Source organism: Geosporobacter ferrireducens (assembly GCF_001750685.1).
Taxonomy (GTDB): Bacteria; Bacillota; Clostridia; order Peptostreptococcales; family Thermotaleaceae; genus Geosporobacter; species Geosporobacter ferrireducens.
The window spans coordinates 2,917,092-2,937,443 of record NZ_CP017269.1; the positions used below are offsets into that span (position 1 = coordinate 2,917,092).

At 39.6% G+C, this 20,352-nt stretch carries 17 protein-coding genes and 2 tRNA genes; 14 read left to right on the top strand and 5 right to left on the bottom strand.

What is annotated here, in order from left to right:
- Positions 1–9 precede the first annotated feature (9 nt).
- From lonC to Gferi_RS13720, 8 genes are all read left to right on the top strand, one after another.
- A complete protein-coding gene (gene lonC / locus Gferi_RS13685) occupies positions 10–1,926 on the top strand; it encodes a Lon family ATP-dependent protease (RefSeq protein WP_069977380.1) in 1,917 nt (638 codons plus the stop codon).
- A gap of 113 nt (positions 1,927–2,039) precedes the next feature.
- Positions 2,040–3,371, top strand: a complete 1,332-nt coding sequence (dnaB, locus tag Gferi_RS13690) for a replicative DNA helicase (protein ID WP_069977382.1) — start codon at positions 2,040–2,042, stop codon at positions 3,369–3,371.
- 157 nt (positions 3,372–3,528) lie between these two features.
- A complete protein-coding gene (locus tag Gferi_RS13695; protein ID WP_069977384.1) occupies positions 3,529–4,017 on the top strand; it encodes a ferritin family protein in 489 nt (162 codons plus the stop codon).
- Positions 4,018–4,029: 12 nt separating this feature from the next.
- Positions 4,030–5,232 (top strand): NAD(P)/FAD-dependent oxidoreductase, encoded by a 1,203-nt coding sequence (locus Gferi_RS13700; RefSeq protein ID WP_069977386.1) that lies wholly within the window; start codon positions 4,030–4,032, stop codon positions 5,230–5,232.
- Between the two features lie 154 nt (positions 5,233–5,386).
- Positions 5,387–6,019, top strand: a complete 633-nt coding sequence (locus Gferi_RS13705; protein WP_083273553.1) for a GNAT family N-acetyltransferase — start codon at positions 5,387–5,389, stop codon at positions 6,017–6,019.
- A gap of 202 nt (positions 6,020–6,221) precedes the next feature.
- On the top strand, positions 6,222–6,431 hold the full coding sequence (locus Gferi_RS13710) for a DUF1858 domain-containing protein (RefSeq protein ID WP_069977387.1): 210 nt from the start codon (positions 6,222–6,224) through the stop codon (positions 6,429–6,431).
- Positions 6,432–6,529: 98 nt separating this feature from the next.
- Positions 6,530–7,195, top strand: coding sequence for a DUF421 domain-containing protein (locus Gferi_RS13715; protein WP_069977388.1), 666 nt, complete (start codon positions 6,530–6,532; stop codon positions 7,193–7,195).
- Positions 7,196–7,399: 204 nt separating this feature from the next.
- The gene (locus Gferi_RS13720) at positions 7,400–8,686 is read left to right on the top strand and encodes an adenylosuccinate synthase (protein WP_069977389.1); all 1,287 of its coding nucleotides are present in this window, start codon (positions 7,400–7,402) and stop codon (positions 8,684–8,686) included.
- A gap of 136 nt (positions 8,687–8,822) precedes the next feature.
- Here Gferi_RS13720 and Gferi_RS13725 read toward each other — a convergent pair.
- The 4 genes from Gferi_RS13725 to Gferi_RS13740 all read right to left on the bottom strand — a co-directional run bounded on the left by Gferi_RS13725 (position 8,823) and on the right by Gferi_RS13740 (position 11,263).
- Positions 8,823–8,897, bottom strand: a tRNA-Thr gene (locus Gferi_RS13725).
- A gap of 5 nt (positions 8,898–8,902) precedes the next feature.
- A tRNA-Lys gene (locus Gferi_RS13730) sits at positions 8,903–8,978 on the bottom strand.
- A gap of 228 nt (positions 8,979–9,206) precedes the next feature.
- Positions 9,207–10,190: an ATP-binding protein gene (locus Gferi_RS13735; RefSeq protein WP_069977390.1), complete on the bottom strand. Its 984-nt coding sequence runs from the start codon at positions 10,188–10,190 to the stop codon at positions 9,207–9,209.
- A gap of 14 nt (positions 10,191–10,204) precedes the next feature.
- On the bottom strand, positions 10,205–11,263 hold the full coding sequence (locus Gferi_RS13740; RefSeq protein WP_236932596.1) for a DnaD domain-containing protein: 1,059 nt from the start codon (positions 11,261–11,263) through the stop codon (positions 10,205–10,207).
- Positions 11,264–11,401: 138 nt separating this feature from the next.
- Between Gferi_RS13740 and Gferi_RS13745 the strand changes: the two genes are divergently transcribed.
- Together Gferi_RS13745 and Gferi_RS13750 are read left to right on the top strand one after the other, a co-directional pair.
- Complete coding sequence (locus tag Gferi_RS13745) at positions 11,402–12,916, top strand: M1 family metallopeptidase (RefSeq protein ID WP_069977392.1); 1,515 nt, start codon at positions 11,402–11,404, stop codon at positions 12,914–12,916.
- Positions 12,917–13,124: 208 nt separating this feature from the next.
- Positions 13,125–14,522, top strand: coding sequence for a LysM peptidoglycan-binding domain-containing M23 family metallopeptidase (locus tag Gferi_RS13750; RefSeq protein ID WP_069977393.1), 1,398 nt, complete (start codon positions 13,125–13,127; stop codon positions 14,520–14,522).
- A 58-nt stretch (positions 14,523–14,580) separates the two neighbouring features.
- Here the strand turns inward: Gferi_RS13750 and Gferi_RS13755 are convergent, their stop codons facing one another.
- Positions 14,581–15,885: a S8 family peptidase gene (locus tag Gferi_RS13755; protein WP_069977394.1), complete on the bottom strand. Its 1,305-nt coding sequence runs from the start codon at positions 15,883–15,885 to the stop codon at positions 14,581–14,583.
- A 189-nt stretch (positions 15,886–16,074) separates the two neighbouring features.
- Here Gferi_RS13755 and Gferi_RS13760 point away from each other — a divergent pair, with 189 nt between their 5' ends.
- From Gferi_RS13760 to Gferi_RS13775, 4 genes are all read left to right on the top strand, one after another.
- Entirely contained in the window at positions 16,075–16,902 is an 828-nt protein-coding gene (locus Gferi_RS13760; protein WP_069977396.1) for a peptidase MA family metallohydrolase, read from the top strand.
- A 364-nt stretch (positions 16,903–17,266) separates the two neighbouring features.
- Positions 17,267–17,956 (top strand): response regulator YycF, encoded by a 690-nt coding sequence (yycF, locus tag Gferi_RS13765; protein ID WP_069977398.1) that lies wholly within the window; start codon positions 17,267–17,269, stop codon positions 17,954–17,956.
- A gap of 1 nt (position 17,957) precedes the next feature.
- Complete coding sequence (locus Gferi_RS13770; protein WP_069977400.1) at positions 17,958–19,763, top strand: ATP-binding protein; 1,806 nt, start codon at positions 17,958–17,960, stop codon at positions 19,761–19,763.
- 92 nt (positions 19,764–19,855) lie between these two features.
- Positions 19,856–20,347, top strand: coding sequence for a hypothetical protein (locus Gferi_RS13775; protein ID WP_069977402.1), 492 nt, complete (start codon positions 19,856–19,858; stop codon positions 20,345–20,347).
- Positions 20,348–20,352 lie beyond the last annotated feature (5 nt).

The window sequence follows — 20,352 nt, forward strand, 5'->3', positions numbered from 1 at the left end:
GAGATTTCAATGAAATCTTTAACAGAGCAACAGGCAGCAGCTATCAATACAGAAGATTCATATGAGCAAATCTCTGGGAGCGGAGAAGTAAACCGTCAAGTATCCGCCCTTTATGATATTGTCAATCACTTGATGGGCAAGGATAGAATTTCAGAAAGACTTATGAAGTTAGAAGTGCAGGATTTTATACAGTCGGAGAAAATTGAAGACAGGATTCTGGCACTCCACAGAATTGTTTTCAATTCAAAGGAGCAAGCACAGGGCCTTCAGCCAGAGGAAATTGATCCTGCTTTGAAGGCTATTGAGAGTCAGGTAGCGGATATGTTGGCTAGGCGGGCTGTAGAGAGCCGCCTAGAGAAGGAAATGGCAGAAAAGATTGAAGAGAAGCAGCTGCAGTATATGGAAGAAATGAAACTGCAGCTTTTGAAGAAAAATGCAGGGCCGGAGAATGGGTATACCCTAAAGAAGTATGCACATCTGGAAAAGTTAGAGACAAAAAAACTTTCAAAATCAGCCATGGAGCTTTTCAGACCTCAAAAGCTGGAAGATATCGTAGGACAGGAGGAAGCCATTCAATCTTTGGTATCGAAAATTGCATCTCCTTTTCCTCAGCATATACTTATCTATGGTCCACCAGGGGTAGGAAAAACAACTGCTGCCCGTTTGGCGCTAGAGTTTGCAAAGAAAATGAAATATACACCCTTTGAGCAAGATGCGCGCTTTGTAGAGGTGGATGGGACAACCCTTCGCTGGGACCCCAGAGAAATTACCAATCCGCTGCTGGGTTCCGTTCATGATCCCATTTATCAAGGCAGCAAGCGGGACTTGGCAGAGACCGGAATACCGGAGCCTAAGCTAGGTTTGGTAACAGAGGCTCACGGAGGAATTCTCTTTATTGATGAAATCGGAGAGCTGGATGACTTTTTACAAAATAAGCTGTTAAAAGTATTAGAAGATAAGCGAGTAGAGTTTGACTCCGCTTATTATGATCCAGATAATCCAGCCGTTCCGCTATATGTAAAGAAGCTTTTCGATGAAGGTGCTCCAGCAGATTTTATTTTGATTGGTGCTACTACAAGGCAGCCGCAGGAAATCAATCCTGCCCTGCGCTCCCGCTGTGCAGAGGTATTTTTTGAACCTCTCTCCAATGAAGATATCCAGAATATTGTAGAGCAGGGAGCCAGACGATTGTCTGTAGAGCTGGAAAATGGTGTATCAGAGATGATTAGTCAATACACCATTGAAGGAAGGAAAGCAATGAATATCTTATCTGATGCCTATAGTATGGCCCTTTACGAACAATCCAAGGAGGGAGAAATCCATATTACTAAAAAGCATATGGATAGTGTGGTACGGATGAGTAGATTAATATCTTACTCACAAAAAAAAGCAAGTGAGCAGCCGGAGATTGGAAAGATTTTTGGACTAGGGGTCAATGGATTCTTAGGATCTGTGATTGAGTTGGAATGTAATGCCTTTAAAGCAGTAGAGAAGGGAAAAGGCAGTTTGCGATTGAATGATACAGCAGGTTCTATGACAAAAGATTCTCTTTTCAATGCAGCCTCCCTCATCCGTAAAACAACCGGTGAAATTCTTCACGATTATGATATTCATGTAAATGTTATAGGCGGTGGCAAGATTGATGGGCCTTCTGCAGGAGCAGCGATTGTAATGACCATGATCAGTGCCATTCAGCAGAAGAAAGTCCGCCAGGATGCAGCAATAACCGGAGAGATTTCTATTCAAGGAAAAATAAAGCCCATTGGGGGCGTTAACGAAAAAATATTTGGTGCCAAACAGTCGGGTATGAAGACCGTAATTATTCCGAAAGAAAATGCAAAGGATGTAAAGGCAGGTATTTCTGGTATTGAGATCATACCTGTAGAGACAATCGAAGAAGTAATGGAGATTTTGTTTTGCAGCTAATCAAAAGGGACCAGCATGGGGCACTAAAAGGCTTGTGCTGGTCTTTGTTGAATGTATTGCTGGGAAACAGTTAAAGGAATTATTGGGACAGGGGTAAGGAGGAAGATGAAAATATGGAGTATTTAGGAAGAATTCCGCCCCATAATATTGATGCGGAACAGTCGGTATTAGGGGCGATGATATTAGATAAGGAAGCTGTGATTACAGCCTCAGAAATGATCCGTGGAGAAGATTTTTATAAAGAGGCTCATCGGGAGATTTTTGAAGCTACTATTGCCATCTATAGCCGGGATGAACCAGTGGACTTGGTGACGCTGTCAGAAGAGCTGACACAGCGCCAAACTTTAGATGTTATAGGCGGCATCACTTATCTTGCCAGTCTTTCTGCAGCTGTACCAACAACTTCCAATGTAAAATACTATGCTAAAATCGTAGAAGAAAAATCTGTTTTGAGAAGATTGATCAAGGCTTCCTCAGAAATTTTGGAAAAAGGATATCAAGCAGAAGAAGAAGTTACACAGATTCTAGATCTGGCAGAAAAGAGCATTTTCGATATTTCACAAAATCAGTCAAAGGAAGGCTTTGCCCATATTAAACATGTATTGCTGGAAAGCTTCAATAAGATTGAAGAACTGTACCAAAGCAAAGGCGGTATTACAGGGATCACTACAGGCTTTAGCGATATTGACCGAAAAACTTCGGGACTTCAACGGTCTGATTTGATTCTGGTTGCAGCGCGTCCCAGTATGGGGAAGACTGCATTTTCACTGAATCTCTGTCAAAATGCAGCCTTGAAGGGAAATGCATCTGTAGCCATCTTTAGCTTGGAGATGTCCAAGGATCAGCTGGTACAGCGTATGTTAAGTGCTGAATCTCATATTGAAATACAAAAAATTCGTACAGGAACCCTTAGCGAGGATGAGTGGCCAAGACTGGCAAAGGCGATGGGTCCTCTTGCTCAAGCTAAAATATTTATTGATGATACGCCGAGTATCTCGATTATGGAGATGAAGGCAAAATGTCGACGGCTAAAAATGGAACAGGGTTTAGACATGATTATGATTGACTACCTTCAGTTGATGTCTGGTGATGGGCGGGCGGAGAGCCGTCAGCAGGAGATATCTGGGATATCCAGAGCATTAAAGGGATTGGCCAGAGAGATGAACTGTCCCGTGGTGGCACTTTCTCAGTTATCCCGTGCTCCAGAACAGAGAGCAGATCATCGACCGATTCTTTCTGACCTGAGGGAATCAGGAGCCATCGAACAGGATGCAGATATTGTTATGTTTCTCTATCGTGATGAATACTACCATCCAGATAGTGAGAAAAAGAATATCGGGGAAGTTCTCATTGCTAAACAGCGTAATGGGGAGACTGGATCGGTAGAATTGGCATGGTTGGGCCAGTTTACTAAGTTTGCTAATCTTGAAAAGTTCAGAGATTAATAGTATGATGTTTAGAAAAGTGACGTCAGGGTAATATATTTTATAGTTTTGACGATCCAGTAAGAATGATGTAGAGAAAGGATTTCATGAGAATCCTATAAAGCGTCCATTGTATGAATAAGTCGAAAAAAGACCTAAACAAGAGGAGGAAAATGAAGTGGAAGGATTTAATGAGTTAGAGCTATTAAAAATGGCTAAAGGTGTTGAGGAAGAAGGGTATCGGTTTTACATGGAGGCTGCAGAGCGATTTCAGGATGAGGACATCAAACAGATGTTCCACTATCTAGCATTAGAAGAAGCTGAGCATGTAAAAGTTTTTGAACAGCTATATGATCGTGTAGCAGCGCGCCTAGGGGTGAGCGAGGAGTATTTAATGGAGGAAGAGGTCGTTCAGTATCTAAAGGCTATTAGTGATACTGCTATTTTTAACACCAATGGACTTACATATTATAGAGTACAACAAGTAAATACTGTAAGGGATGCACTGCTAATCGGTATGCAGGCAGAAAAAGATGCGATTTTGTTTTATGAGACCTTTCTAAAGAATACGAAAACCGATATGACACAAAAAGTATTGGAACGTTTAATAAAAGAGGAAGTTAAACATTTATATCAATTTAAGGTATTGATTCAAGAGCTAAAATAAGGAGTGAGGTTTATGGAAGGGGTAAAAGGGGCGTATCTAATTATCGGAAATGGCGTAGCCGGTATGACTGCGGCAGAAGAAATCCGGAAATGCGATAAAGATGCACATGTTACAATCATTGGAGATGAGCGGGTCTTAACTTATTATCGGGTAAAATTATCCCACTTTATTAGTAAACACTTTCAAATAAAGGAATTGCTGATCCATGATGAGAACTGGTATCGGGAAAGAAATATAGAACTGATTCTAGGAGAACGGGTACAATCTATTCATCCAAATGCGCAGAAGGTGTTTTTGGAAAGTGGTAAAGAAGTCGGATATCATAAGCTTCTATTGGCAAATGGCAGTTCGTCCTTTATTCCATCCGTAGAGGGGGCAAAGAAGGACGGTGTATTTGCTTTAAGAAACCTTCGCGATCTTGAGGAAATACAAGCATATTTGTTGGATTGCAAAGAAGTGGCTGTTATTGGTGGAGGACTGTTAGGGCTGGAGGCTGCTTGGGCCCTAAAGGAGCGAGGACTACGTGTAAATGTAGTAGAGTTCTTTCCCTATCTGTTGCCTAGACAGTTGGATCCTGAACTGGCAAGATACGTGAAGGAGCAGCTGGAGCAAAAAGGACTCAAAATCTATCTAACTGCAGAGACACAAGAAATTATTGGGACAGAAAAAGTAGAAGGGATTGCATTAAAGGATGGCCGTGTTATACCTACGGACATGGTGCTTTTTTCTACAGGGGTAAAACCGAATATCTCCATCGCAGAGAGTACAGATATCGATAAAAACAGGGGAATCAAAGTCAACGCCTTTATGGAAACATCGGTGGAGAACATCTATGCAGCTGGAGATGTGGCAGAATTTGGAGGGATGGCTATGGGACTTTGGTCAGTGGCTTCAGACCAAGGCAAGGTAGCCGGGAGAAGTATGGTAGGCGTCAAAGACGCCTATACACTGCCCCAACCAGCTACACTTCTATCTATTGGCGGGTTCAATGTATTTTCTGTAGGGGAAGTAAATGGAGAAAAACAGGGACTTACTTTCCGGGAAGGGACTGTATTTCATAAGCTCTTTATAGAAGAAGGCAAGCTAATTGGCGGTGTATTAACAGGAGATATTAAAAAAATGGCAGTGCTGAAAAAAGCAGTCACCCAAAAGACAGCAGTACAAGGACTTTTAGAGGTTGGTTTAACGATTCCTGAAATTTTAGAAAAGTTATAAAAAAGGCATCCAAAAAGGATGTCTTTTCAGTTTATTAACAAAATTTTAAATTTCATGATAAAATAAAGAGAATAAAGAAACATTTTTTTCGGTAAATGTTAATATAGATTCAATAAAGCCTATATAAGGGAAAAAGCTGTGGAAGGGTGATGGAATGTATATTGCAACAGGGATGAAAACAAAAATCAGGAGGCTGCTGCGGGAAGATGTAGACAAAATGCAGCTTTGGTCAAAACATACAGAGCCATTATTTTTTCATTATAATTTTCCGAAGATGAGTCAGGGAGAAAGAGATAGTTGGTATAAGGTGAAAACCGTTAAGTGGAAAAAGAAAAGCTATGCCATTGAAAATGCGGAAGGTCATGTTATTGGCTATCTTCTCATTCGGGACATTCAATGGTTTAGAAGGGAAAGTGAGCTGGGGATTGTATTAGATCCCCAATATATGAATCAAGGCTACGGGACTGATGCCATACAAGCCTTTTTACATTTCTATTTTACAGAAATGAATATGCAGGCGATTCGCCTTAGAACAGCAAAATATAATGCACGGGCACAGCGCTGTTACGAAAAATGTGGATTTAAGGTTGTTGAAGAAAAAGATTTTGCTTTTGAAGATCAATATGCGGAGATTTTCTACAAAGAGACAGCACCAGATATTAAAAAGCTGTTTACTTTTGTAGATGGTGTAGTAATGACACGATATACGGTGATGCGGATGACAAAAAAAGATTATTCTCATACCGTCAACAGCTTATCCACAAAAATAATGTTAGAATGTGAATAACTATGTGGATATGTGGATGAATTTTGTCCATATCTTTGATTCATCCACAAAGGAATATTTCAAAACCTTAAGAGAAATATTAAAAAGTAGGGAGAAAGTATACCCAAAAGCTAGAGAAAAATGGTAAATAGTAGTTTGATTTTAAATGAAAAGTGGTATAATGTTAGTGTATCTTTGAATACCAATGAAGGAGGTTTGACATATGGCCAAAATAACGAAGGATATGATTATTGCAGATGTCCTGCGAATGGATAGAGAAACTGCACCTATTTTCATGAGACATGGATTGCATTGCTTAGGCTGTCCGGCATCTTCCATGGAAAGCATTGCTGATGCTGCGATGGTTCACGGATTAAGTGTAGATGCTTTAATAAATGATTTAAATGAATTCTTTGCAAAAAAAGGTGAGTAAAACAGAACGGTGTCTAAGGGAACTTAGACACCGTTTGTATATTTATGGATTATTTGAGCTATATTATGGTTAAAACCATATTTCGGAGGCAAAATATTATGGCCTATGTGTTAAAGATCTTGATCATTTACATACTGATTTTAATCATTTTTCGTATAATAGGAAAGCGTGTTTTATCGCAGCTAACGAACTTTGACATGGCAGTGCTGCTGATCCTAGGCATGATTGCAGCAGGACCGCTCATGACGCAGAATATTATGATCACATTCTATGGAATTATACTGCTAACCCTGCTGCATCTCCTGATGATTTCAATTAGTAGGAATCAAAGAATTCGGGATATGATTTTTGGAACGCCTAAGGTTTTAATTCAGAGAGGAAAAATATCCGAAGATTCTCTGCGTGCTGCCAAGCTTTCCATGCTGGATTTGATGAATGAACTGCGCCAGCAGGGTTATTGCAATGTAGCAGATGTAGAATTTGCCATTATGGAGGATACAGGAAAAGTCACTGTGATGCCTAAGGCGGATAAAAGACCTTTGCAGGCGGCAGATGTAGGATTAGCTGTGAAGCCCGTAGAAATTCCGCTGCCTGTGATCATAGAGGGGAGAATACTGGAGGAAAATCTCAAGTATCGCGGCTTAGATATCAGCTGGCTGGCTCTTGCACTAAAAGCCTATGGCGTTGCAGGGGCAGAGGAAGTTTCATTGGCGACTGTTAACAGCCAGGGTGTTATTCATGTGGATAAATATGATAAAAAATAAAATGGTTGTGGATATTTTAATGGAATTCGAATCTATGATGATTGCCCTTAGGGTAAGTCAGCTATAGTCGAATAAAAAATGAATATATATATTAATTATTCGTATATTTGTTGACGGAATGCGGTAATTCTGATACTATAAGAGGTGTGTATCAGGGAAATTATGAAAATAACACGAACAATATATAAGAGGAAGGTGTCGCAGATGTCAACGGTGGTAATTGTAGGTGCGCAATGGGGCGATGAAGGAAAAGGAAAGATTATCGATTATCTGGCAGGCGAAGCAGATGTAGTTGTCAGAGCCCAGGGTGGGAACAATGCAGGACACACAGTGGTGGTAGGAGATAAAAAGTATGCGCTTCACTTGATACCTTCAGGCATCTTGAATCCGAAGACTGTCAATATTATTGGGAATGGCGTTGTATTTGATCCAGAAGGTTTTCTAAAGGAAGTAGAGAAAATTGAGGCTCAGGGAGTTTGTACTGAGAACATAAAGATTAGTGATCGAGCCCATGTGATTTTCCCTTATCATAAAGTAATAGATGCATTAGCGGAGGATTCACGGGGAGAAGAAATGATCGGTACGACAAAAAAAGGGATCGGCCCTTGCTATATGGATAAGGTGGAAAGAAGTGGAATCCGGATCTGTGATTTAATGAACCGAGAGGTATTTATTGATAAGGTATCGAAGCAGATTGATAAGAAGAATGAAATCATTGAAAAGATTTATGGCGGTGAAAAATTAAATAAACAGGAAATTATAGATCAATACTTAGGTTATGCAGAACAAATTAGAAAATATGTTGAGGATACCACTGTAGTGGTATATGAAGCAGTAAAAGCAGATAAGAAGGTACTATTTGAAGGCGCACAGGGAACCCTGCTGGATGTAGATCTGGGAACCTACCCTTATGTTACCAGTTCTCATCCGATTTCTGGCGGATTTACCGTAGGATCTGGTATTGGTCCCAACATGATTCAGGAAGTTGTAGGTGTTATCAAGGCATATACCACCCGTGTAGGAAAAGGACCTTTCGTAACAGAGCAAGATAATGAAATTGGTAACCGTATTCGTATTGCAGGAAACGAGTTTGGTACAACTACAGGAAGGCCAAGAAGATGTGGATGGTTCGATGCTGTAATGGTAAGATATGCCGCAAGAATTAATGGTTTGACAGCGTTATCGATGATGCTATTGGACGTTTTAACAGGATTTGAGCAAATCTCTATCTGTACAGGCTATAAGCTGGGAGATAAAGTTATAGAGCATTTTCCTGCTTGTTTAGAAACCTTGGCAGAATGTGAGCCGATCTATGAAACAATGGCAGGATGGAGCGAGGATATTACTCAGTGTACTACTTATGAGGACCTGCCGGAAAATGCCAGAAAATATATTAAGCGTATTGAAGAATTAATCGATGTACCTGTAAAGATCATCTCTGTAGGACCTGGCAGAAACCAGACCATCATTAGGGAGAAAATTTATCGATAAGAAGGACCCCCCGAAGGAAAAAATAAAATTTTTCTTCGGGGATTCTTAAAATCACAGATATTTTTTTATAGTTCAAAGTTCAAAAAATAAGAAAAAGAGACATAAGAATACCTATCCTACATCCCTTTTTATGTAATGGAGCTAGTGAAGGGAATCGAACCCCCAACCTGCTGATTACAAGTCAGCTGCTCTACCGTTGAGCCACACTAGCAAAGGTGGTGACCCATCCGCGGCTCGAACGCGGGACACCTTGATTAAAAGTCAAGTGCTCTACCTGCTGAGCTAATGGGTCATTTTTTCAACTCACATTTATATATATTACAGGAGGATGGGCAAGCTGTCAATAAAAAACGACAAAAATTTTTTGCCAAAATTAACAATATACGACTTGAATTTTATGTGCTGCAATTATGGGTTCGTATTTGCCGGAACGATCACAGATCGTTCCCTACAATAGGGGACTTCTTTAAGGGATAAGCCAAAAAGTAGGGGCGCACAGTGTGCGCCCCTACTTTCCTTATTATTTCTCCCACCGTACATCTTTACCATAAAATTCTAAGATGGTAAATTCTCCGAAAATCCTTGAAAAAATTCGGTCACTATAAGTATTGGCGATTTCAATCGGAGATAGATTTGTAGAAATAAGGATGTTTTTATCTTTGATCAATCGCGTATTGAGAATATTAAAAACTTCTGTATTGGTAAAGGTATTGGTCATCTCTGTACCTAAGTCGTCTATAATCAGTAAATCACAATCAAAAAGAAGCTGGTAGCTGACTTCTATATCCGAGGTACGAGTTTTGTTAAATTTATAATCCTCTAATATTTCCAGGATCTTAAAGGCGGTTTGATAGACCACGATTTTTCCTTTATCCAACAGGGCTTTGGCAATACAGTTGCACATGAAAGTCTTACCTAATCCTGTAGTACCGTAGAACAGCAGATTTTCCCGTTGTTTGCTGTCAAAGTTATGTACAAAGCCTTCACAGACATTTAAAACTTGAAGCATATTCTGCCGGGGCGTCAAATCCCGGTTTTCAAATTTTTCATCGGAAAAAAGATCAATATTAAAGGATTGGAAGTTTTGCTTTTCTAAAACCTTAGACAGGTTGGACATGGCATAGGCCCGGTTGATCAGTTTTTGTTTAAAGCAGCTGCATTTTTCTCCGCTGGGGCGGTAGCCGGTGTCCTTGCAGTGGGGACATTGAAAGGACGCTTCTAAATAGTCTAAAGGAATATTGTTTTCTGTCAATAGAATGGCTTTTTCCTGCTTTAAAAATTCCATCTTGCTTTGTATTTCCTCTAAGGCCTTTTCATAGTTTGTCGGATGATTCAAAATCGTTTTTGCAATCAGTACACCGGTTCCAGCGATTTCATCATCTAGGGCTTTGATTCTAGGAATTTTGCTATAAACCAAAGCCTTTCGTTTTTCAAGTTCTCTTTGCTGATGATCCCGAATCTTTTCATACTCTAACAGTATTTCATTGGTAAATTGATGTTTCAAGGTTTACACCTACCTTATTCCTTTTTTCGAAGGATTTTTTCCAATTCATCTTTACTATATTTTGCAGTTCGCTGTTCAAAGTTATGAAATCGGTTTTGTGCGGCTTTAACCGGTTTTTTTACAGGAGCTGCATCCGGTTTTTGACGCTGAGCTGCTTCCTCTACCGACTGTATCCCATCCTTTTTCCAGGCACTTAAAATACTGTGGATATAGTTGATGTTGGGATTTGAAGTTTTTTTAGAATTTTCACAGGCCTTTAAAATAATCTCCATGTCAAATTGCCAATCATCCAGCCATTGATCCATAACCTTTCGTTCTGCTGCTGAAGGTTCTCTGAAGTGAAAACCCAAAGCTTTAAATATTTTGTGGTATTGGCTATAGCGTTCATCGGTTTTTGAAAGGTACTCATCCAGTTTTTGTACACTGGTAATACCGTTGTCATACCAGTTGCGGATGACTGCCCCTACATATTTTACATTCTTTACATTCTTCTGATGGATACAATACATAAAAGCACGAATGACGAGATCAGGATCCATATTGTAGTTATAGATCCATTCTAGTATATCCATCATTTCATTTGGAACAAGGCTTCGTCGGACCAATTGGTTGACTTGATAAAACATTTCTTTGATTTCCGGTACCTTATTCGCCTCAAGTAAATCTTCCGGTGAGCAGCTATAGGTACCCGACGAAGTTTCTTCCGCACTTTCCCCAATCTTTACTGCTTTATAATTATTATCTATGTACAACTGCTTTAGGCTAATGAACTCAACCATATATTGAAAAGGATCATCCTCTCCAATGGGATGCTTGCGAATAACACCTTTTTTTTCCCAAAAATCCCACGCATCCATGACATCGGATAAGGGGAGTCCTAAGTGCTTTGCAATGGTAGGGTGACTGACCGTTAGGGAAGAATCCTTGTCATTGGCGTATTTATAACCAAGCAGATAAACTTTTACATGGGTTCCATTGGCCATGGGCATAAAGTCGTTAAGAAAAATATTTTCTACAGGGGTATCTCCCAGGTCGATATCATTTGTTTGTTTGAAAAAATGCAAATTGATCACCTTCCTAGCTCCATCGGAGCAACTTTACTCTATTATATCATATCCATGGGGTTGAAATTAAGCACCCTGACAAAATATGTACATATTGGAAAAACCTCTACATATAGTTATATAAGCGATAGAATAGGAGGTGTGTGGATGAAGCAGCAGATCAAAAGAAAATTGATCCTGTGCTCAGTTGTCCTGCTATCCCTTACCATGTCTTTTACAATAGAGAAATTAGATCTTTTGGATGGGACTGCAGCGGTTTTTTCACAAAGGGAAAAACGGTCTAAAGCCGCTGCCAATGAGTATGTGATCAAGGCTGAATTTGACTCCGTAGAAAAACTCTTGGTTGCCAATGAAAAGATAAGCTATACCAATATGTCTGATACCAACTTTCAAGCAATATACTTTCATCTCTATCCAAATACCTTTAAAACAAAAGATACCGTGCCTTTTGATGAAGGGGAAATGATGTTGGCCTACCCCAAAGGATTTGAACCGGGATATATTCAAATTACATCTGTTGAAAGTAATGGAGAGGCACTCAACTATGCAATTTTAGGGGTAGGAGAAACCATTCTGAAAGTAAATCTGAACCAGCCCTTAGAATCAAGGTCAAAAATTGATCTAGAGATTATTTTTACTGTAAAAATTCCACCATCTAATGGACGTTTCGGATATGGGGAAAACACCATCAATATTGCTAACTGGTATCCGATCGCTGCAATGTACGATAGCCGCGGTTGGAATCTAGAACCCTATTATGCTATTGGGGATCCTTTCTATAGCGATATTGCCAACTACAGAGTATATATTACGATGCTGCCGGAATACACTTTAGCCAGCACCGGAAACATTATCAAGCGTGAAAATATTGGAGGAAAAGCACTCTGGACCATTGAGGCAAAAAATGTTCGGGATTTTGCTATGATTACTGGGGAAAAATACAAAGTGTTGGAGGATGAAATAGACGGAGTTAAAATTAAATCTTATTTTATAGACGACACTTATGGGGATTTAGCGCTGCAAACGGCGAAAGATGCTGTAGGAATCTTTAATAAGGCTTTTGGTAAATATCCCTATAAACAACTTTCTGTTGCTGCAGCAGATTTTTTTATTGGTGGCATGGAATATCCCAATTTAGTTTTTATCGATCAATCCCTGTATCAAGAGGACCATAAAGACATCCTTGAGTATGTGGTTGCTCATGAAGTAGCCCACCAGTGGTGGTATGGAATTGTAGGCAATGATCAGGTAAACGAGCCATGGTTGGATGAAGCCCTTACAGAATATTCAACATTGGTGTATTATGAAAAAAAATATGGAAATGATGTAAAAGAAAATGTTTATAAAAATATGATCGCTAGAATGTATCAAGCCTATCATGTCCCAGGAACAGAATCGAAGGAGAAGATCTACAAAAGTCTAAAGGAATTCGACAATGCCCGTGAATACCAGGCATTGGTCTATAGTAAAGGGGCTATATTTATTGGAGAACTGCGAAAAGAGCTGGGTGAGCAGATGTTTTTTCAAATTATGAAGGTTTATTTTGATAAATATCGCTTCAAACATGCTACTACAGAAGATTTTATAAAGCTCTGTGAACAGATATCAGATCGGGAACTGCAGGATTATTTCAATAAGTGGCTAAACTATAATCAGGAATAATATCCAATATTTAGCATATGATAAGTATATAACTTGTCCTGTGAGATTAAAAATCATTCTGAACGGTTGATTGATATCAAAACTATGATATAATAAAAAATGCCGGGTAAAATTATTACAATTGTATTACAAAAAAGAAGGAATTAGAAACCTATTTGTAGAATTCTAGGACTCTAGAACTACAGAAAAAAGAAGGGAGTTTTAGTTGATGCCTATACGTAAATTCCCTGAACAAATCCAAAGACAGATGATATCCTTTTATAAAAAACTTAGCCGACGAAACAGAAAAAGAATTATGATTGGAATGCTAGCTTTATTAGTGATTGTTCCAATAATAACAGTGATCTATCATCAAAATCAGGCCTTCACGGTAAAGGTTGACGGAAAAGTAGTTGGAGTTGTCAGGAAAAAGGAAGATTTCTCCAGTATCATTGAGAGAATAGAGAGGAATTTACATAACGCCTACAATACAGAGGTCGTCTTCAACCAAAACATTACCTATGAAAAAACAAGAGCTAAAGACGAGGCGTTGACGGATCAAAGTACTTTGCAAAAATCCGTTCAAGCATTCATGAATTTCAAGGTAAAGGCCCACGGGATCAAGGTCAATGATCAGGTGATTGCTGTATTGGCTACCCAGGAAGAGGCTGAACGTGTCTTAGCAGACTTAAAGAAGAATTATACACCTGCTGAAGGCGCATCGGTAGAGAAGATTTATTTTGGAGAAAATGTGACGATTGAAGAAGTGTCTACAGAGACGAAAGAACTTAAAAATTATGAAGATACCATGAAGCTTATTCAACAGGGAACAGAAGAAGTGAAAATTCACCAGGTGGAAAAAGGAGAAAGCTTCTGGAGTATTGCGAAAAAGTATGATTTAAAGGTTGACGATCTAATAAAGGCAAATCCCGGTATCAATCCGGATAAACTACAGCTAAAGCAAGAAGTTAGTTTGGTTGTACCCAAGCCGTTGATTACAATTGCAACAATAGAAAAAACCCGGTTAGATGAAAAAATTCCTTTTGATGTTGAATTTGAAGAAACCGCCGTACTTTTCAAAGGAGAGACCCGCATAAAGGTTGAAGGAAAAGACGGTAGAAGACAGATCTTGGCAGAAATCGTAAAACAGAACGGCATAGAAGTATCCAGAAATATATTGGAGGAAAATATTCTTGAGGATCCGAAAAAGCAGATTGTGTTAAAGGGAACTAAGGATGTTCCGCCAAAGGTGGGAACAGGGACTTTTAGCAATCCTACAAGAGGAAGCTTGAGCTCCCGATTCGGCTGGCGCTGGGGCAGCAAGCATGAAGGGATTGATATCGCTGCGAAAATCGGCACGGCTGTTCATGCTGCAGATGGCGGTAAGGTGACATTTGCAGGAACGAGAGGGAATTATGGAAAGCTGGTTATCATTGACCATGGCGGCGGTTATCAGACCTATTATGCACATAACAGCAAAATTGTAGTATCTACGGGAACGAAGGTACATAAGGGACAAAAAATCGCAGAAGTAGGCAATACGGGAAGAACCACAGGGCCGCACCTTCATTTCGAGGTAAGAAAGAACGGAACCCCTGTGAATCCGCTAAACTACGTAAAATATTAAAACAGTAAAAGCCTGGCATTGTGCCAGGCTTTCTTTTCATTATCTTACAGTATTCCCTCTAAATGAAGAAAATGAGTTGAAGCAGCATGAACATGCCGCGTCCCCAGAATCTCCACCAATAAGGGAGTTGTCTTTGCCTGGGGTGAGGCGTAGGACTTTGAGGTTGTTGCTGCTGTGGATTCTCTTTTTTTTCAACGCCTATAGCTTGACGTATTCGGATGCAGCCTGCACCTTGATTGTATGGGCTGCGATCTATAGGGATCGCAGACTGAACGAGTCTGGACTTTACTTCTGCTGGGCTGATATTGGGGTACTTTTGATACAGGAGTACTGCAGCACCGGCTACGATTGGGGCAGCCATGGAGGTGCCTGAATAAGCTACGTAGGAAGTTGGGCTCTTGTAGGAGCAGGACATGATGTCAACACCTGGGGCTACCACATCGGGTTTGACATTGCCGTCAATGGTGGGTCCCCTACCGGAGAACTTGGCAATAAAATCGTCTTCTAAGGTGACAGTTCTGTTATCATCTGTAGCCCCTACGGTGATGGCAGAGGGGCTAATCCCGGGACTGGTGATGGTTCGGCGTTCGGGGCCACTGTTACCGGCTGCTACTACCACAGTGAGTCCTTGTTGCACAGCGGCGCTGACGGCTCTTGCAAGAGGATCTTTGTTATAGGGATTTTCAGCAGGAGAACCAAGCGACATGCAGACTACCTTGGTGTTGTACATATCTTTGGTATCAATAACCCATTGAAGCCCTGCAAGGATATCGGAAGTTTTTCCGCTGCCATTTTCGTCTAACACCTTTACACCAATAATGCTGGCTTCTGGTGCAATTCCCTTATAATCTTCTTTTATGAAACCATTTCCGGCGATGATCCCGGCAACATGGGTACCATGGCCATCATCATCATAGGGGTTGGCACGACCGTTCACAAAATCTTTAAAAGCGACGATTCGATTTGTCGGTCTTACAAAGTCATCATGGTTAATGACCCCAGTATCAATAACTGCAACCCCTATGCCCTTTCCCGTATAACCGCTTTCATTGACATAATCAGATTCAACTGCTAGAGAGGCAACATCCATGCACTTGAATACATTGGAATCATGGTTAATATATTCGACTTCGTGTTCCAGGGACAGGCGTTCGATTTGGCTTGCGGGGATTTCCGCTGCAACTGCTCCAATTAAGGGGAGAACGTACTTTACCTTACCCCCTAGAGATTCAATACATTGGTGGACATGGGTACAAGCGTCGCTGCTATGCACGATAACAGACAGCATTTTGTTTGGCTCAGCTGACATTTTTGTCGCTACAACGGGGTCGATAAATCGATTGGTCGTATATCTCATAGGCATATTGCTCACTCCATATCATTATATTTTCAATACAATGTATGCAGTAAGTCCATAAAGTGTTAAAGCAAAATGATGGCTTAAAAGGAATAAGGGGTATTCCTATTATTGTCAATGAAGTTGACATAATAATGTGTTATAATAGCAGTGTATCCGCTCATATACATACTCTTAAAGGGGGAGGGGATACACATGAAAAGAGTATTGAAAACAACTGCTTCCAGCCTGTTGATATTCGCACTGGCTTTTATAGTCTTTGCTACTTCTTTCCATGTGGGTGCACTAAAGACTTTTTTCTACCCACATTTGAGAGAGCTTCAATATCAGTGGATTTTATTTAAGACAAGAGACTATCAGGCAATAGAAACAGAAAACTTTGTGATCCGATATGATCAAGAAGACCAAGAGGTTATCGACTTGGTGGCTGAAGCATCTGAAAAACATTATGAAGAAATGGTTGACATGTTCAACTATCGACCAGAAAGAAAAACAGTAGTAATCCTATATAATGATCCTGCTGCTTTAATGACAAATTCCAATCTGGGTAAAGGAAAACCTCCAATGGGTGTATATTATGCATCAACCGTACAGTTGCTCTCACCCCGTTTATGGGTAAATGAGCATGAGGATATGCGGGAGGTATTTCTGAATGAAGGGCCTATGGTCCATGAATTTACTCATCTGCTGGTAGACGACATGGCAAAAGGAAATTATCCGCTGTGGTTTACAGAGGGAATGGCCTTATATCAAGAGTATGTACAAACAGGATATGAATGGGGTAAAGACCTGAGATATCCAGAGGATAGACCCTACACTCTTCAGCAGTTGACGGAAGAGTTTGGAAACTTAGATGAAATGCTTGCCTATAAACGTTCCTTTGAGATTGTTCGTGATATCATTGAAAATCATGGTTTTGAAGGGATGAAGCAAGTGTTGGAAAGTCTAGGCAGTGGAAAAACATTATCAGCAGCAAAAAGAGAGGCTTTTAAAGAGGATGTGCTAAAAATATATTTTGAATAAGACAAAAAAGATAGGATCTGTTGGAAACAACAGATCCTACAAAATGATCTATGAAAAAGGAGGAGTCTTTTCAGAATAAACTGTCTTTAGTAAGTAAAATGATCAACCACTATAATCGTTATTTTTCTTCTACGTATAGTATATATGAATTGGGTAAATAAAACATGAAGAAGTTGTCGGATTTTTATAGGTCTAAAGGACTAAAAAAGAAATTTAGAACTAAAAATTTCCCTTTATATATGAATTAAGGATATTTGTACATGAACCCCGTGTAAAATCATAGAGAAATCCTACAAAAGAAGAGGATTCAAGAAAAAAAAAAAGAATATAATACACGATACAAATTTGATGAGGTGGTATAGGGATGAATAGAAAAGTATTAGTGGTAGATGACGAAAAGCCGATCTCCGATATTGTGAAGTTCAACCTGGAAAAGGAAGGCTATGAAGTAGGTGTAGCCTTTGATGGAGAAGATGCAATCCGTAAGGTGTATCAATTTGAACCGGACTTAATTTTATTAGATATCATGCTGCCGAAAATGGATGGCTTTCAAGTGTGTAAGAAAATAAGAGAGAGCTTCAATACGCCTATTTTGATGCTAACAGCAAAAGAAGAAGAGGTGGATAAGGTATTAGGCCTTGAACTAGGGGCTGACGATTATATTACAAAGCCTTTTAGTATACGGGAATTGGTGGCAAGAGTGAAGGCCAACATCCGGCGGGTAGGAACTACCCCTGGAAATGGAAGATCCAATATGATTTCTTCTGGAGAATTATCCATTGATTTGACAAAATATGAAGTGAAGAAAAGAAACGAAACAGTAGAATTAACGCTAAGGGAATTTGAATTGTTAAAGTTTTTAGCTACTCAAGAGGATCTGGTTTTCACAAGAGAGCAGCTATTAGAAGAGGTTTGGGGTTACGAATACTATGGAGATATTCGTACTGTTGATGTTACTGTTAGAAGACTGCGGGAAAAAATTGAAGACAACTCCAGCAATCCTAAATATATCTTAACGAAGAGAGGTATAGGATATTACTTTAGGAGGGCTTAGGATGTTTAAAAGTATGCAATGGAAGTTTATCACCATCTACTTTTTACTGGTATTTATGGCAATGGTAATTGTAGGTGTATTTATTATCCAACAATTTCAAGACTATCATCTGGGAGTTGTCAGTGAAAACCTGACGAAGATTGCCCGTGATTACTTTGTTCCTGAACTGGAAAGCTACGAGGACTTGGATGAGAATAAAGCCAAGATCCAGGATTATGTGGATACTTATACCAAGGGTTTAAAGTTTAAAGAAGAGGTATTTATTGTCAATCCGGATTTTCAGATTATTGCCAGCAGCAATGAACTTCTGGTAGATAAAAGTGCAGTGGATGTATTGGAGCACATATTGCTTTCTGATGCCCGAAGAGGCCAGATTTCTGAGAAGGATAAACTGATCAATACGGGTGGAGATAAACCTATTAATGTAAAGAATATCGTTTTTCCAATCAAGAATGCTGGTGGAAAGGTAATTGGAATTTTATATTTCCGGGCAGACTTGTCAGATATTTATAAAACATTGGATGAATCCAGAATGATCTTAATTCAAGCTACCCTTCTAGCATTGCTTATTACAGTGGTTTTAGGGTTTTTAATCGCGAGAAGCGTTACGGAGCCTATCAGTGATGTGACAGTAAAGGCGGCAAAAATGGCCCGTGGAGATTTTGATCAGATTGTAGAAGTAAAATCTGATGATGAGATTGGACAACTGGCAGGAATGTTTAACTATCTCCGAGAGAAGTTGAAGATTACTTTATCTGAGATTTCAAGAGAAAAGAGCAAGTTGGAAACCATCCTGAATTATATGGCCGATGGTTTGATTGCTGTGAATAATGAAGGCTCGATTGTCCATGCGAATCCAACTGCCTTAAGCATGCTGAATCTTACAAAGGAAGAAACCGAAACAAAGTCCTACGATGAGCTGATTGGACATCTGAACGAGCGATTAACCTTGCGCTGTATTGAAGAAAATGATTCTGACTGGGTAGGCAGTGAAGTGATCCGACTGCAGGACGCTATATATCAAGCCAATTATGCTCCTTTTAAGGATGAAAACGGTGAGAAGACAGGTGTTGTTATGGTACTGCAGGACATCACAGAAAGACAGAAGCTGGATAATATGCGCAAGGAATTTGTGGCGAATGTTTCTCATGAATTAAAAACGCCGCTGACGAGCATCAAGAGCTATACAGAAACACTGCTGGATGGTGCTTTGGATAACCGTGAGCTGTCAGAACAATTTTTACAGGTAGTGAATAGTGAAGCAGACCGTATGAGTCGTCTGGTCAAAGATTTGCTCCAGCTTTCAAGTTTGGATTATAAACAGGTAAAATGGAACAAAAAAAATGCAGATCTTGTAAAAATTGTGGAAAGTTGTGTACTAAAACTAAACATGACTGCAAAAAATAAACAACAAAAAATAAAGTTTGTCAGTGAAGGTGTTCCTGTAGTAGGCTATATGGACATAGACAAGATTGAACAGGTTGTATTAAACATTATGAGCAATGCCATCAAGTATACGCCGGATGGTGGAGAAATAGATGTGTACTTGACCCATGATGAAAATAGTGCGAAACTCCGAGTGGTTGACAATGGTATTGGAATTCCAGCGGAGGACCAACCAAGAATTTTTGAACGGTTTTACCGGGTAGACAAGGCCAGATCCCGGGAACTGGGAGGAACAGGATTAGGACTTTCTATTGCAAGGCAAATTGTGGAAGCCCATCAGGGGCAAATAGAAATATTAAGCAATTATGGGGAAGGTACGGAGGTTGTGATTAATTTACCGCTACAGGAAAAAGTTGTGTAATCGGAATTTAAAATGGGTGTAATACGTTTGTAATAATAATAGAGTATAATGTAAAATATAGTACACCAATGCACTTACTGGGAGGAATCCATATGTACAAAAAGGCAATTACTGGAGCCTTGGTTCTGGTAATCATAAGCGCTTCAAATACTACAGCTTATGCCGCCCATCGGCAGTTTGCCCAAATTAAATATAGATCAAATACAGAAATAAACCAAGGCCTTATTGAAATCATCAGCCCGAAGGGAGATGTGATCGTTCAAGACAGTCTTCTGATCTCTGTACAGGTACTGGACAATGCATCTGTAACATTAAAAATCTATAAGCAAGATACAGATGATGAGTTAATCTTTGGACCGGAAAAAGTAGATCAAGGTGAGAATCTGAAGTTCTATAATAAGCAAATTAAAGATTTATCTCCGGGCAAATACAAAATGGTTTTTGAAGTGAAGGATAAAGATGGAAACAAAAAAGATCCCGTAGTAAAATATTTTACAGTTAAGAATAAAGATGAAGAGATGACGAAATCACTCAATAATATTATGAATACAAACGTATTGAAAGATATCCTATTTAACAAATAGGTGAT